Origin of the sequence: Muribaculum sp., from assembly GCF_029051885.1 — a bacterium.
In the GTDB taxonomy this organism is placed as follows: Bacteria; Bacteroidota; Bacteroidia; order Bacteroidales; family Muribaculaceae; genus Muribaculum.
Window position 1 is genome coordinate 1 of record NZ_JAIDKI010000080.1, and the last position, 13,995, is coordinate 13,995.

14 protein-coding genes and 2 tRNA genes are annotated in these 13,995 nt (G+C 46.2%); 9 read left to right on the plus strand and 7 right to left on the minus strand.

Annotated features, from left to right (window positions below):
- Window positions 1-202: 202 nt before the first annotated feature.
- The 3 genes from K2I50_RS03510 to K2I50_RS03520 form a co-directional block, all read right to left on the minus strand.
- Window positions 203-1,900 carry an ATP-binding protein gene (locus K2I50_RS03510; protein ID WP_301024860.1) on the minus strand — a complete coding sequence of 566 codons (1,698 nt, stop codon included), beginning with the start codon at window positions 1,898-1,900 and terminating at the stop codon, window positions 203-205.
- Window positions 1,901-1,977: 77 nt separating this feature from the next.
- Complete coding sequence (gene prfH / locus K2I50_RS03515) at window positions 1,978-2,583, minus strand: peptide chain release factor H (RefSeq protein WP_301024861.1); 606 nt, start codon at window positions 2,581-2,583, stop codon at window positions 1,978-1,980.
- Window positions 2,580-3,779 (minus strand): RtcB family protein, encoded by a 1,200-nt coding sequence (locus K2I50_RS03520; RefSeq protein WP_301024862.1) that lies wholly within the window; start codon window positions 3,777-3,779, stop codon window positions 2,580-2,582. Before K2I50_RS03520 ends, prfH begins: the two co-directional genes overlap by 4 nt.
- A gap of 95 nt (window positions 3,780-3,874) precedes the next feature.
- Here K2I50_RS03520 and K2I50_RS03525 point away from each other — a divergent pair, with 95 nt between their 5' ends.
- Both K2I50_RS03525 and K2I50_RS03530 read left to right on the plus strand, forming a co-directional pair.
- Window positions 3,875-4,903 (plus strand): helix-turn-helix transcriptional regulator, encoded by a 1,029-nt coding sequence (locus K2I50_RS03525; protein ID WP_301024863.1) that lies wholly within the window; start codon window positions 3,875-3,877, stop codon window positions 4,901-4,903.
- A 672-nt stretch (window positions 4,904-5,575) separates the two neighbouring features.
- Window positions 5,576-6,832: an RtcB family protein gene (locus tag K2I50_RS03530; protein ID WP_301024864.1), complete on the plus strand. Its 1,257-nt coding sequence runs from the start codon at window positions 5,576-5,578 to the stop codon at window positions 6,830-6,832.
- Window positions 6,833-7,416: 584 nt separating this feature from the next.
- Here K2I50_RS03530 and K2I50_RS03535 read toward each other — a convergent pair.
- From K2I50_RS03535 to K2I50_RS03550, 4 genes are all read right to left on the minus strand, one after another.
- The gene (locus K2I50_RS03535; RefSeq protein ID WP_289756366.1) at window positions 7,417-7,815 is read right to left on the minus strand and encodes a hypothetical protein; all 399 of its coding nucleotides are present in this window, start codon (window positions 7,813-7,815) and stop codon (window positions 7,417-7,419) included.
- Window positions 7,812-8,459: a hypothetical protein gene (locus K2I50_RS03540; protein WP_289756364.1), complete on the minus strand. Its 648-nt coding sequence runs from the start codon at window positions 8,457-8,459 to the stop codon at window positions 7,812-7,814. Before K2I50_RS03540 ends, K2I50_RS03535 begins: the two co-directional genes overlap by 4 nt.
- Window positions 8,460-8,575: 116 nt before the next feature.
- The gene (locus tag K2I50_RS03545) at window positions 8,576-9,559 is read right to left on the minus strand and encodes a M48 family metalloprotease (protein WP_289756362.1); all 984 of its coding nucleotides are present in this window, start codon (window positions 9,557-9,559) and stop codon (window positions 8,576-8,578) included.
- Between the two features lie 12 nt (window positions 9,560-9,571).
- Window positions 9,572-10,264, minus strand: coding sequence for an XRE family transcriptional regulator (locus K2I50_RS03550; RefSeq protein ID WP_301024865.1), 693 nt, complete (start codon window positions 10,262-10,264; stop codon window positions 9,572-9,574).
- Window positions 10,265-10,669: 405 nt separating this feature from the next.
- On the opposite strand from K2I50_RS03550, the gene K2I50_RS03555 reads away from it, so the two are divergent.
- From K2I50_RS03555 to K2I50_RS03585, 7 genes are all read left to right on the plus strand, one after another.
- The gene (locus K2I50_RS03555; protein WP_301024866.1) at window positions 10,670-10,834 is read left to right on the plus strand and encodes a hypothetical protein; all 165 of its coding nucleotides are present in this window, start codon (window positions 10,670-10,672) and stop codon (window positions 10,832-10,834) included.
- 16 nt (window positions 10,835-10,850) lie between these two features.
- On the plus strand, window positions 10,851-11,093 hold the full coding sequence (locus tag K2I50_RS03560; protein WP_289756354.1) for a hypothetical protein: 243 nt from the start codon (window positions 10,851-10,853) through the stop codon (window positions 11,091-11,093).
- Window positions 11,094-11,107: 14 nt separating this feature from the next.
- Complete coding sequence (locus K2I50_RS03565) at window positions 11,108-11,380, plus strand: hypothetical protein (RefSeq protein WP_289756352.1); 273 nt, start codon at window positions 11,108-11,110, stop codon at window positions 11,378-11,380.
- Between the two features lie 126 nt (window positions 11,381-11,506).
- Window positions 11,507-11,581, plus strand: a tRNA-Val gene (locus K2I50_RS03570).
- 849 nt (window positions 11,582-12,430) lie between these two features.
- A tRNA-OTHER gene (locus K2I50_RS03575) sits at window positions 12,431-12,552 on the plus strand.
- Window positions 12,553-12,686: 134 nt separating this feature from the next.
- The gene (locus K2I50_RS03580; RefSeq protein WP_289756351.1) at window positions 12,687-13,601 is read left to right on the plus strand and encodes a hypothetical protein; all 915 of its coding nucleotides are present in this window, start codon (window positions 12,687-12,689) and stop codon (window positions 13,599-13,601) included.
- Window positions 13,598-13,995, plus strand: a 398-nt coding sequence (locus K2I50_RS03585; RefSeq protein ID WP_301024867.1) for a PD-(D/E)XK nuclease family protein, incomplete at its 3' end; no start/stop codon positions are given. The genes K2I50_RS03580 and K2I50_RS03585, both read left to right, overlap by 4 nt.

Below are 13,995 nucleotides of genomic sequence, written 5' to 3' on the forward strand. Positions count from 1 at the left end.
GTTTCATACATCTAAATATTGTCTACCACAAATATACAGAAAATATTGACAGAGAATATTGAATTCGAGATAAAAATAAATGGTCTTGATGGTGTGCGTTTTAAGCACACCATCAAGACCTCGCATTCCGACAAACATCAGTCGAATTGTGGTGTTTTCCTACATACATGCCCAGGAAAATGGCACAGTAAATTTAACAGTATTAGAATCCGATTTTAGGGCGATTATTCTGAGATATTCTCTCACGACAGCATGAGGCCATTATCTCCTTGATATCAATGGAATCATTGCCGGAGAGAATCGCATTAACCGAATGTTTTCTGACTATATTCTCTATTTCTCCGCCGGAAAGATCAAATTGCGAAGCAAGTACCCGTGCATCAACTTCTGAAAGACCCGAAAGCATCGTCTGCCAGATTTTAGTGCGTGCTTCAAGTGATGGTTTGTCAAAACATATTTTATAAATGAAGCGACGCTCAAATGCTTTGTCAAGATTGGTGGTGAGATTTGTGGTAGCTATCATTATACCCTCAAGAGTTTCCATTTCCTGAAGAATTATATTCTGAATGGAGTTTTCCATCTTGTCAACGGCTCTTGCCGCTCCTTCCATTCTGACACCTAATACGGCATCTGCTTCATTGAAAAGTAGTATTGGGGCTATTTTAGAGTTTTTGCAAATATTGCGATAGCGGTCAAATAGAGCCTTTATGTTTTTCTCACTTTCACCAACCCAGCAGCTTTTTATTCTATCGACATCTACGCGCATAATGTCTCGACCTGTCCGTCGTGCAATCTGATAGACAGTTTCTGTCTTACCGGTTCCTGGTGCGCCATAGAATATACAGCAGAATCCGGGTCTCATACCAGCGGAGCGAAGACGACTCTGAACTTCAGTGAAACGCTTTTCTGACAGAATTGATGAAAGCTCTGCTATCTGCTCGCTTTCGGATATATTGTATATCAGATTTTTTTCAGAAAGAGTGTCAGCCTTAATAAGCCCCCTATCTGACTTTCCGACTTTATTCAGATTGAGCTCGCAAAGGAGTTCCTCTTTAGCTTTATCAGTCAGTTTGAAGGCATCCGAACGTGCCATTCCATCCTCATTGACATTTTCGATAAGCTCTTTTTCAAATAGCTCCGAGTCTCGGGAGCGGAATTCCCGTTTCACCCAACTTGGTATTTCACTGTCATCAAATATATCGTCTATATCATGGAATCCGATATTGTCATCGTTATTCTCCACATACAGATGAGCCATAAAAACAAACAGCAATGTATCTTCATCACCGAGACCACAACGCCGCAATTCTGTCGCAAAGGTGGTATCTTTGATTTCCTCAAGCATATCCAGCGTCTGCTCCATCAAAGACTCATGGGTCTGCTCATTATCGTCCATCTCATTCATCAATTTATCAAATCGATCGAAAAAGGTCTGAGTATCCTGCACTGGCTCAACTTCGTAAACATATGATTGATTCTTGCGCAGTGATTTCAACACTGCGCCCGGCACATGATAACTTAACGATTTCCGACTACGTGATGCTCGGAGATAGTGTTTGGATTCAAGAACATCAATATCATCGGAAAGCCGCAGTATTTTGGTGGTACGACATCCGGTGTATTTCGCAATCTCTGAAATCATGATTCGGCTAGCCTCGCTGCGGTCAACAAACATTGCCAGCAGCACCACCTGCATTGCCGTAAGTTTCAACTTACGCGATGCATATTTAATATATGTTGCTGCCTTTTCAAGAAATTCGTTATTGAGATTAGAGTCTTCGGCGAGTTCAACGATGTACTCAAACGATTCCAAAATGCTTTTAGGCTTAACATCCCGGGCATTATCCTTCTGCTTGGACTTGTCGGTTGTTTTTACTGGGTGAAGATCTAAATTTCTCATAGCTTACTCTATTTTTTTCTGAATTACAATGCAAAATTAGGGCACAGGTGTATCAAACGGCGATACAGCATTAAAATTTATAGCGCCCCTGAAAATTTTTTGATTGGATTGCCGCGTTCCAGACTATCATGGTTGCTCCATTGTCTGGATTTAGACTCGGCTATAGATTTTTCGTTTTGCTGATGAAGTTTCAACAACAATCTTTCTCGGGCAACCGATTTGTTCTGCGATTGAGAGCGTTCGTCAGAGCATTTAACAGAGAGGCCGGAGGGAGTGTGGATTGCACGCACCGAGGTCTCGACTTTATTCACATTTTGGCCCCCCTTGCCTCCTGAGCGACATGTTTCGTAAACGATGTCTGATTCAGCAATATCTGGCAGTTCCACCTCGTCGAAAAAGTTTACACCCACAAACCAGTTGCTACGCTTGTGTCCCGGACGATATGAATTCCGAGTAGAACGCCATAACACAGTGCCTTGCCACTCATTTATAATAGCCGGAGATATTGGTGATTCCGTATTAAAAGTCATTGACATGTAGCAACCTGTCGCCTGATTGTGTGGTTCACAATCAGAAAGCCTGAGTGTCGGTATAGCCTTTAACAGCTCACGAGCCACGAGCGTGACGGCTCTGGCACATTCCACCGGACCTCGTCCGGCAGTAATCTGTATATAATGTTTCATTCTCCGTTGTCTTTAATGTTGAGTTTCGGTTTAACAATTGAGATGACCTCAACTGTTGGTTTGATAAGTTCAAGAATTTCATCGGTAGCTTTATATGCCATTGGCGATTCATCAAGAGTGCCCGCATTTACTGATGAAGAATACACGCCAGTCATCGCTCTTTCAAATTCGCTCAATGATATTTGCTTTTTAGCTTGTGCTCGACTCATAATGCGTCCTGCACCATGTGGCGCCGTATTGAGCCACTGTTCATTTCCTCTTCCTATACAGATAGCGATGCCGTCACGCATGTTGAATGGTATCGCAACTTTTCTACCTTCAGAAGCGTCAATCGCCCCCTTTCGCAACATAGGCCGCTCATCCGTCACAGATATATAATTATGGGTAGTAACTATTGACTCAGCGCATTTAGCCTTACATAGTTTTTTGAGAATTGCAAATATACGGTCGCGTATAATCTGGTGATTATATAGCGCATATGCCTGCGCGATTATCATGTCTGAGAGATAGCCGCACAGTGCGTCACCCCAAAGATAGCCTACGTAGTTTGCCCGCTTTGGATTCTGTGCTACATTACGCCAATGGTTGGCTACTTTCACTCCGAGATTGCGTGAGCCGCAATGAATTGTCAGCCAACCCTCACTTGACTCAGAGTCCTCGCCATACTCAATAAAGTGGTTGCCCCCACCAAGTGTGCCGAGACTCTTATAAAATATACCCTCCTGAAGTTTGATACGCCGACAGAAGTCTGCTATGAATTGTGCGTCGATGCGCGGAGACTCATTGATAAGGTCAGGAACGGCAGAGCGGGCTTTCTGATACTGAGTATTTAAGTAACGGAATAATTCTTTTTCATTGAGCGAGTTTTTTGCACAAATCTCTGCTCCGGTGGGGATAGCCTCACGGATGCGATGGTCAAGAAGAGGGTAATCATCAGGAGCTACAGTGCATGAGAGTCGGTGCATGGAAATAGTGCAGCCTATGTCAACCCCGACATGGTCGGGATTGACATACATCCCGATTGTATAGGCAGTACCTACATTACACAAATTTCCGGCATGCACATCGGGCATCTGCACAACAGGAATTCCCTCCATTGCAGGATGGTCGCAGAGCTCGGCAAGCCACGCAAGAGCTGAATCTTCAATGTTATCGGTGAATATCTCAGCCGTTGTGGATTTTCCTTTAATATTCATATTCCTCAGTTTTTGACGCAAAGTTGAAAAACCTGTGCGCAGCTGATTTGCGCACTATCAGGATATTTATTAATTTTGAAAAATTTCATTTGATTATGCCTCTGAATCGCGCCACACTCATCCGAATCTCGACCATTGATAAATGCCTCCAGAACCATTACCGTCGCTGGACTATCAACGACCTTATTGATGCCTGCACTGATGCGTTAGCTGAGTTTGAAGGTCGGAGCAACCCTGTAAGCCGTCGCACATTCCAGAATGACCTCGCACTGATGCGTAGCGACCGTCTTGGCTATAACGCTCCGATTGTGGTGCGCGAAAACAAATATTATGAGTATGAAGACCCTGATTTCAGTATCACTCATCTTCCTCTCAATGATGAAGGTCTCGATGCACTAAACTCGGCTCTCGACATATTGCGTCAGTTGCAGGGATTCCCACAGTTGGCATCGTCAATTGACACCATCAGCAAACTCAATGAGCAGATTTCGCGACATACCGGATCTTCCGCTCCGGCCATGGATATGGAGTATGTGGAAGGATACAGAGGGGCTAAATTTATCGGAGTCATATACGATGCAGTGCGCAAGCAGCAGACTATCACCATAGAATATCAATCGTTTAAAGCACGACATGCTGAGGCTTTGGTCGTGTATCCCTACCTGCTAAAGGAATACCGCAACCGCTGGTTTCTCATTGGAGAGAAAGCAACCAATCATGCCCCGCAAGTCAATATCTTTGCTCTCGACCGCATTCAGTCAGTTACGCTTGCCAAGGAGCATCCATTCAAAAAATGTGTTGACTTCGACCCAGAACATTTCTTTGACGAAACTATCGGTGTGACAAAAGGAATCCACGACAAGTCGCGCCGTGTAGTCGTCAAAATAGACCGTCAACAGGCTCCATACGTTGAGTCAAAGCCGTTTCATAAGTCACAGAAAGTGGAACAACGCTTTCGCGATGGCTCAATCCAGCTATCGCTGAAAGTTGTCATTAACAACGAACTTGAGCGCCTTATCCTCGGATATGGAGGCCACATCGAAGTAATTGCGCCACCCGAATTCCGCGCACGTGTGGCGGAAAGCGTACGGATAGCAGCCTCACACTATAATAGTTCTAAGTAATGACGCGCACTCAATCATCCCTTTCGAAAAATTCAGAGGAGAACCAGGAAACAACTAAGGCGTGACAGATAGAACGGTATCCTGAGATACAAGGAGCACTTCGTTACGTATTTTTTGCTCTTCAGTCTGCTCCAATCGCCTATATATATATAGGCTCTATTTCAATATTTCCGTTACCGTCTTTTGCTCCCCACAAGACATTCCCGGGCTGAAAAAGAGTGAGAGGTTTGGGCCCCACAAAATTGGGCTCTATAGGTTGTTTTGGCTTATATTTGCCCTGCTGATGTCGTCTTCTCTTCGGCATTTTTTTCGGAATTATATTTGGTGTGACATGACTTCTACCCCACTCGGCACAATCAGTATGTCGAAACCAATCACATTGCTACCATTTCATAAACTGTCTGTGAAGGTCATAGACTGAAAATATGATAAAATGTAAATTTAGAGAATGTTTGGATTTGGCTTATGCAAAGATTTAGAGAGGATTTCCGAGAATGTTTTGAGATTGGATGAAGAAATTATGGGATTCCATAATGACTGAATGAAAGCTCGAAACAGACCGGAAAGACCTCTAAAATTTCATAAAATTAAATTAAAACATTCTCTTAGATAATAGTGCGCAGATTAATTGCGCAATTGGAATCTAACTTTGTAGCATTAAAACAACAGCATATGAAGACAATCGAAGGATATGACGTGAAGATATTCACAGACAGAATTGATGAGAATGCGTTGGAGCAAATCAAGGAATTGCTCTCGATTGATGTATTTTCCGACAAGAAGATACGTATCATGCCCGATGTACACGCAGGAGCCGGGTGCGTTATCGGATTCACCGGCGACCTCGGCGACAAAGTCATACCAAATATCGTAGGGGTTGACATAGGCTGCGGTATGCGCATACTCAATCTCGGGAAACTCACTGATATTGATTATCATGCTTTCCATGAACACATCCGTAGCAATGTTCCTTCCGGCATGATTGTGCGTGAAGATCGGTTTGGATTCAAGCCTCTTGTCGACGAGGAGATGGAAATTTACCGTGAGGCAAAACAACTTGTGACCGAACTTTATTGTTATCGCGAAATTAAAGACTCCGGGCGAATCAATAAAGCCATTGGCTCGCTTGGTGGAGGCAATCACTTCATCGAACTCGACAAGGATAATGAAGGGAATGTATACCTCGTGATACATACCGGCTCTCGAAACCTTGGAAAGCAGGTGGCCGACATATATCAGGCAAAAGCCGTCAAGCATCTTACTGATGGTGCCGACGACTTTGAGGAAACAATCAAACGCACCATCGAAGAATACAAAGCCGCCGGACGTCGCTCGGAGTTGCAGAGCGTCATAAAGAAAATGCGAAAGGAATATCAGGAGGCAGAACCGTCACTCCCTGCTGCACTCTGCTACGTAGAAGGTGAATCCCGCCATCAATACCTCCATGATATGCGTCTTTGCCAGCGTTGGGCAGTACTCAACCGCAAACTCATCTCGTTGCTGCTTATGAAATTCTTCCCAAAAGTAGAAGTAGAGGAGGAATTTGAATCTGTCCACAACTATATCAGCGATGATAACATAATCCGTAAAGGTTCAATCTCAGCTGCCGAAGGTGAGCGCTGCATAATTCCACTGAATATGCGCGACGGTTCGCTACTTTGCACCGGCAAGGGCAATCCCGACTGGAACTATTCCGCACCCCACGGTGCCGGACGTGTATTGAGTCGCACACAGGCTTACGAGAAAATCACGATGGAGGACTTCGAGACATCCATGCAGGGAATCTACTCCGAATCTGTCAACGATTTCACCCGCGATGAGTCTCCTATGGCCTATAAACCGGCAGAGGAAATCATAGCCAATATAGGCGACACTGTTAAAATTGACACAATCATACGTCCAATATTCAACTTCAAAGCATCCAAATAAAAACGACACAATCGCCCTATGGCGTTGCACTCCTTATATAAAAGTAGATTGCCATAAATTGTAGCTTCAGCCAAATAGGCATCTAACACGAATGTAAACCGAGTAGAAACCATCCGAACAAGGCCATCTAAACACAGCTTTGAATGTAACCATTTTCATTTGTAATTATGATTGTAAATACTTGTAAGTGCCACTTCTGAATGATATGCCATATTTTGTAAGTTTTGCCGCCATATTCTGCACAAACATCATGCAGAATACACGAACCCCCTAAGAACAACTTAGGCTGTAACGCCTGATTTCTCAAAGCGTTACAGCCTAACTGTCGGATTATGTTACGTTATGTCTTAGTCTTCCAGACTGGCCTGCGCCGCAAGCATAAAACTAACATAATATGTAGGTTATACGGGTTGTGTACGCCTTTTGTACAAGATACGTTTGTGTGAATGATTGTTGGTTTATTTCATGTCACATTCCATTAAATTTGATTTGAGGTTATGATGTAGAGGGCTGAACACCCTCTATTTCTTTCAGAAATGCCCCTCTGCCGGACTTTATGCGCTCGACTGAGGGTCATATCATTTTTAATGTTGCCGTGTCTCTAAACGCATTATATTGCGTCTTGCCTCGGCGAGCAAGTCATATAATTCTACGGAACTGTCGGTAGCGAAGTATTCAGCCCAGTCCTTGAACGTATGGCACTCACCAGTATCCGCATCCTCGTAGTCCTCGGTATCCCACATATCGGTAAGCGAGGCATACGTTTCGGCAGGGTGTGAGCCGATGGCGTCCATCACCTCGGTGGGGTATTGCTCAATAAGCATGTTCATCCAGTCCCCAAACTCAGTACCGGGATTTTCATACAGGATGTTCCATGCACATTGCTTCAGTTCGCCATAGAAATCCGGCTCTTCCTCATCGAGACTCTGCACGGCATTGAAGAGTATTCCGAGTTTGTCAAGTTCTTGCTGTTCGTTAGTCATCGTTTTACTATCGGATTACGGAGTTTGTACTTCTTGTTAAACTGGTCAATCTTGTTAATCAGTCCAAATAACAAACAACTAACTGGAATGAAAACCACTCCTGCGGCATCATCCCATTGTTCTCGGACTGATTCTTTCAAGCATAGGCCACATGGCTCATATTCGTAATCTTCCGCTTCATCCACCGACAACATTTCGATATCGTAAGTTGTCCGTCTTAAAGCCTTGCAGTGCTCTGAATAGTGATAGCGATGTGCGTTCGGACTTTCTGAAACATATGCAAACTCCCATGTGCTTGGGTCGGGCGTTGCAAAGCGAGCTGCGCAAAATCTTACAATCCCGAAAGTAATAACCCCACAGCCTATAAAGCAAGAAGTAAAAAGGATGCCAATCAGAATATTTTTGTATGATTTCTTAGGATGCAAGATACCATATGTTAATACTTCTACAAAATAAACGGGCAACAAAATTGCAAAAGGACCAACCCAAGCAGCAAAAGGGGCGACAATGAATACGATATACCATGCCTTCGGCTTTAAAACAACCATTGCGATACTGACTGATATGGCGCACAATATTGCTATTGGCACATAGAAATCCACCAGTTTATCCGTAATACCATATGCGGTCTTTCGATAGAACATATCATTATCTTAAGTTAATCTTTGCGTTCTCATTTATGATCCTCCAACAGTTTGATATCTCCTATCCTCCATTAAATTCAATATCACCGACAGATGCATCGTGATGGACTTCAAAATTAATCCTTAACGTAGATATCATCATCCACAACTTCATGATAATGTATCTTTAGCGAGGGATTTGTTCTGATATATTCAATCAGCGCTATTCTATCATCCGTCAAAGGATGAGTCGACTCATCATTACTGAATATTTCAAGTTTGGAATTCAGCCGCCGTAGCATCTCGATATAATACCGCCCGTCAATACCAAGACTTCTGATAAATCTATAGCCCAATATATCGGCCTCATATTCCTGCTCACGCCCATATACCATCGAAAATGTTTGCGCATTCTTATTCAACGATTTTTTAACCTCTTGTGACAAGCGCACGGCATTCGTCGTATTATCTCCATAAGTCTTAACACCATTAGACGCAAGCGAAACATCGGCATACATCGCAGCTCCAACCGATACAGCAGTAAATATACCGGCCATCATTTCGGCCTTTTTCTTACGTTTAACAGCATCATGAGCCGCGAGGAAACTATGTTGCAGGATTACATGTGTAAGCTCATGCGCATACACGCACATCAGCAAATTATAGTCAAAATCCATTCTCATCAGCATACCAGCAGTCATATAAACAGATCCGTCCGGCAATGCATAGGCATTTGGATAATCCGACATATCAATATACAATTTAGCCTCATACGGCAATATTTCCCGAATCCCCGACCCGGCCACAAGCGAATCCAGCAATTCACCGACCTCCCCGATATCTTCCTTAGGCGGCATAGTTCCTCGTATTTCACTAATTGCCAATCCTATTGCTCTTTGTGCCTCACGAGCTTTGCCACTTTTGGCAGCCTTTAATGCACTTTGGAATGATCTACTGTTTTCCTGAATGAATGGCCAATACCTTCCCGGAGAATCAAAAGTTATCAATGTGTCTTTTAAATCGAATTTCTTAAGTAAGACACGCTGCTCATGAATTGACGTCTTTGCAGACATAAATCCAACCATCAATATCCCGCACAACAAAAATACTATACGTCGCATATACCGTTCTTTTTAATACCCCTCATGAACCAGCACATCAATCACCTTCCACACCGAGAATATCATCTTTTTCGGCAGCTCCTCCGACGGATAGGAAGGATTAATTGACTCACACAGCACATATTCGTTCGGATTCTCAACACCGTTGGTGCCACGCTTCGTTATACTCCGGCCATCAGTCAGCACCAGCACAAACACATGCCCGTAGCCAAAATACTCCTGCCATTCCATAACGCGCCTTAGCAACATGATTGCGCCCGATGGAATCCGCGGAGACATCGAATCACCGGTTTCCTTTATAGCCACGTCGCCTTGTATAGCGCCTTTAAAGGGAAGCATATCCAATATAAACTCCGGCTCATACTCCCCTACCTCATTTGCTGAATGCATCCCACCCACGCTGTCAATATTCAGCAGCGGCACCATTCTCACATTCTCCTCCTTGAAGTAGGTACGGAAAGGCTTCTCAGACACAACAGATGTGCTTGATGTGCCCATATCGATTGCCCTCTTTAGCATCTCGCCCTCGCCAGTAAGTAGCCAGTCCACATTAAGGTCAGAAGATTCATCAATATGTTTAAGGTTAGCAGGACTTGTTGCTTCGCTGATACGAGACAATACACTTACATTAATAGAGCATTTTTCTGCAAATGCCCTCATGGATAGATGTTTGACTCGCAAATATTGGGCAAGGCGATTTTTCATGCCGATATATTTTATTGTTAAACAAGGTTAATTATGATGCATATCGTTGCATTATGTTGCACAATGCTATATCTTTGCATCACGATAGTTTATTACTATCGCAAAGATAGACAACAAGTACAATAAATACAAATAAACATGACACTTTTAGAAAAGTATCAACAGGCTAAAAATCAGCAACGACCGATAGCTCCCGCGACCGCATTCATTCGCGAGGTAGCGAGTGTCACATGCAAAAGCGAGCTTGCAGTCCGTCGATGGCTCTCTGGGGAAACCGAACCCGATGCCCTAACACAGGAAGTTCTCGCCCGTCACTTCAATACGACTCCTCAAGAACTTTTCCCACGAAACAATCAAGCATCAAAGCATCAAGGGCAATAAATCCATCCACCTAAAACCACCACAATGACCGATTTCGACAAAAAACTCATCGCCAAGGCCGACGCCTTCTCCCGTTGGGACTACCACAACATCGACGTCCTCATCGCCATAGCCGACACCGACGAGGCCCGCAGCCATCTACTCGAAATACGCCGCGACCTCTACGACCTCGTTCAAGAAACTCTCTAACACCCCCCATCCTCTTATGACAATCCACTCCCTCATCCGCGTCACAATTCTCATCATCCTGTTCGGCGCAACACTCATCGGACTACTCTCCATCCCCACCCCTACCCCCGACCTCCAAATTTGGCTCATCCACTTCTGGGCATCCAAACTCATAGCCATAGTTTCCGCCCTCATTCTAACATCCCTATACCGTCGTTGGCGCCATACCGACCAAATCATCGCACGCTACCACGCCAATGCCTTCAAAGGACTAAACTAATCCTCAGCATCAACATGACCACAGCTTTTATCCAATTCGCCGACAAGAGCGTACCCTATGGCATTTTCGTAAAAGACATAGCTGCCGAGGTTGTCCATCTTCTTAAGAAAGATGAAACCGACCCCGAATACATCAGCCAACGAAAAGCCTATGAGATATTCGGGCGCAGGAACATAGAGCGGTGGCGCAGACAGGGCAAAGTTAACCCCTGCAAACGACCGGGCAAACTGGAGTACTGCACAGCCGAGCTACGCCTCCTCCAAGCCACACAACAGGACTACTTCTAAGATTAGAAACATTGCATTTTTGGTTTTTAACATTTCTATCCACCGATGTTTTAGGTTTGAATATTCCTAAAGTCTATAATCGATTCTCGAGTCGCGTAGCGCCGTGAGGCACATGGCGACTTCCAAGGCCCGATAGCTCAGTCAGGCAGAGCACCCCCCACAACGGGCATGTCGACGGTTCAAATCCGTCTCGGGCCACCAACTATAGGGCCAATCCGCGAGGACACCCCGCCAAGAGAGGCGAAAACAATTCAACTTCATGTAGAAAGAATGCAACAACACAGCGGGTCAGCAGCGATTGCCCCCGTCGCCCCATCAGGCGTAAAACCGACTCACCATTGAGGCACCACCACAATGATGATTCCCTATAATGATTTATAACCCTCCCCCGGGCAGCCAACAACGTTCCGGGGGAGACACTGGGAAAGAAGTCTGCGATAACGGAATCCGCAGAGTCCCCGCGCCAACCACCGCTCCTTCCCCGGCGCCCGGACGCAGCCCCACACCTGCCGATTGAAGGTTCGAATCCCTCCCTTCCCGCCAACAACCCATCGTCCCCACGATGCCGGTTGCCATCAATAAAAACGCCCATAGCGGGTGGCCTGACCTCGCAAGGTACGCGTACCTCAACCCATACATAGCGAGACGGTAGCTAATCGGGAGATAAACGCCCCGATGCGACACACACACGAACGGACGCTATGGACGCCAGTAGCAAGTATGACTTTTAAAGCAGCGTTAAGTCGCTGCACTACATATTGATTTCCCCCACAAAAAATCCCCGACAAAAATAAAACCAATATGGTGTGCGACAGCAGCATGCGGCGTAAGGTGCGGGCCGGAATGCCCGCCAACCCAGGAGGCTGAAATAGTATGTGCCTTAATCCGTCCTCGGCTCCCGACCACGAGGGTTCGACTCCCTCCTGCTGTCCTTATTGAATAAGACAAGTGTTTTCATAGTAAATTTTAGGATTAAGAGTGATGCTGCGGCCACGCTGTGAAGCGCCACCGCAGCGGGCAAGCCCGGGCACCAGCCTCCGCTTGCCACAAGGAAGAGTAGCTCAGTCAGGTCAGAGCGACAGCCCCGGCAATCAGGCAGTGAAAATTGACAAAACGTAGCATAAGCCCTCAACCGCAGCTGTAGGCCGCCGGTTCAAATCCGGCCTCTTCCACAAGTGGAATTCACCGATTCTGCTCATGTTTAGGTTTAGGTTAGCCGGCCCCACGAGTTGGGGCCGGCTTTTTTCCCTACATGACACAATCCATGCCATTTCCCATATTAATAAACATTAAAACAACCATCAACATGTGCAGCACCACCCAGCAACCACAACCCGCTCCCGCCGCCCAGGCAAAAGAGCTCACAGCCCTTGACGTCGAATTCAAGAAAGCCGAAACTCAGCTGAAAATCGCCGAACTGCAGTCAGCCTCCGACTACAACCGCTCACTCGCCGGTCAGATGCAGCGACAGTTCGAAACCTTCCAGCGCATCGCAAAGCCACTCTCCGAGTCCAACTTCGTACCCGCCGCCTACAAAGGCAACCTCGGCGACTGCGTAATAGCCGTCGAAATCGCCTGCCGCCTGCAGATCCTCCCGCTCACCGTCATGCAGAACCTATGCATCGTAAAAGGCAACCCCACATGGAAAGCAAAATTCCTAATCGGATGCGTCAACACCTGCGGACGCTACACCACACTCGACTATCGCTTCTCAATCGACGGAAAAGTAGGCAACATCAACTACAAGACATGGCAAAAAGCACCCGACGGTAAAAATCGCGAAATCCAGAAACCATTCGAACATCCCGACCTCGACAACCTCGTCTGCATAGCCTACGCCACCGAAAAAGCCACAGGCCGCGAACTCGTCTCCCCGCCTGTATCAATCCGCATGGCTGTCGGCGAAGGATGGTACACAAAAGACGGCTCCAAATGGCCCACCATGCCCGAGCTCATGCTCCGTTACCGCGCCGCCTCATTCTGGGTATCATCCTTTGCCCCCGAAATGGCAATGGGATTCCGCACCACCGAAGAAGCCTGCGACATCGTCGACGTAGAATATGAGGAAGTCAACGACTCCCTCCCCGCATCCACCAAGCCCAAGACCAAACCATCAACAGCCGCTATGGAGGATGCCAAAGAAAAACTCCGCAACCGCACCGCCAAAAAGTCCATCCCCGACCAACCCGCCGACCCGCAACCCGCAACTGACATGCCATGACGCCCGCCATCAACAAATACTCCCTCCTCCGAGGCGATGAACTCGAAAATCACCTCTCTGACTTCCTCATCGACTCCTGGTCCTACTCCGGCATCGCAACATTCGCCCGCAACGAAAAAGAGTTTGAGCGCCGCTACATCTACCGCGAGCCATCGCGCCGCTCAGCCACCACTGCCGCCGGCACAGCCTACCACGCCGCCCTCCAACTCTACTTCGAAACCCTCCGCGACACCGGCCATGAAGCTACAATAGCCCTTATGCAGCAGGCCGCATTCAGCTCCATCGACCAGGTAAAAGCCAACGAATGGAAACTCGGAAAGAAAACCCCCACCGTTGAAAAATGCGTCGAAGTCGCCACAAAAACAGCCGTCGACCTAATCGCAAACTTCTACAA

Coding starts and splice junctions, on each gene's coding strand:
- K2I50_RS03540 (WP_289756364.1), bottom strand. CDS start 8,459: ATGTTCTATCGAAAGACCGCATATGGTATTACGGATAAACTGGTGGAT.
- K2I50_RS03535 (WP_289756366.1), bottom strand. CDS start 7,815: ATGACTAACGAACAGCAAGAACTTGACAAACTCGGAATACTCTTCAAT.
- K2I50_RS03550 (WP_301024865.1), bottom strand. CDS start 10,264: ATGAAAAATCGCCTTGCCCAATATTTGCGAGTCAAACATCTATCCATG.
- K2I50_RS03510 (WP_301024860.1), bottom strand. CDS start 1,900: ATGAGAAATTTAGATCTTCACCCAGTAAAAACAACCGACAAGTCCAAG.
- K2I50_RS03560 (WP_289756354.1), top strand. CDS start 10,851: ATGACAATCCACTCCCTCATCCGCGTCACAATTCTCATCATCCTGTTC.
- K2I50_RS03580 (WP_289756351.1), top strand. CDS start 12,687: ATGTGCAGCACCACCCAGCAACCACAACCCGCTCCCGCCGCCCAGGCA.
- K2I50_RS03525 (WP_301024863.1), top strand. CDS start 3,875: ATGCCTCTGAATCGCGCCACACTCATCCGAATCTCGACCATTGATAAA.
- prfH (WP_301024861.1), bottom strand. CDS start 2,583: ATGAAACATTATATACAGATTACTGCCGGACGAGGTCCGGTGGAATGT.
- K2I50_RS03565 (WP_289756352.1), top strand. CDS start 11,108: ATGACCACAGCTTTTATCCAATTCGCCGACAAGAGCGTACCCTATGGC.
- K2I50_RS03530 (WP_301024864.1), top strand. CDS start 5,576: ATGAAGACAATCGAAGGATATGACGTGAAGATATTCACAGACAGAATT.
- K2I50_RS03520 (WP_301024862.1), bottom strand. CDS start 3,779: ATGAATATTAAAGGAAAATCCACAACGGCTGAGATATTCACCGATAAC.
- K2I50_RS03545 (WP_289756362.1), bottom strand. CDS start 9,559: ATGCGACGTATAGTATTTTTGTTGTGCGGGATATTGATGGTTGGATTT.
- K2I50_RS03555 (WP_301024866.1), top strand. CDS start 10,670: ATGACCGATTTCGACAAAAAACTCATCGCCAAGGCCGACGCCTTCTCC.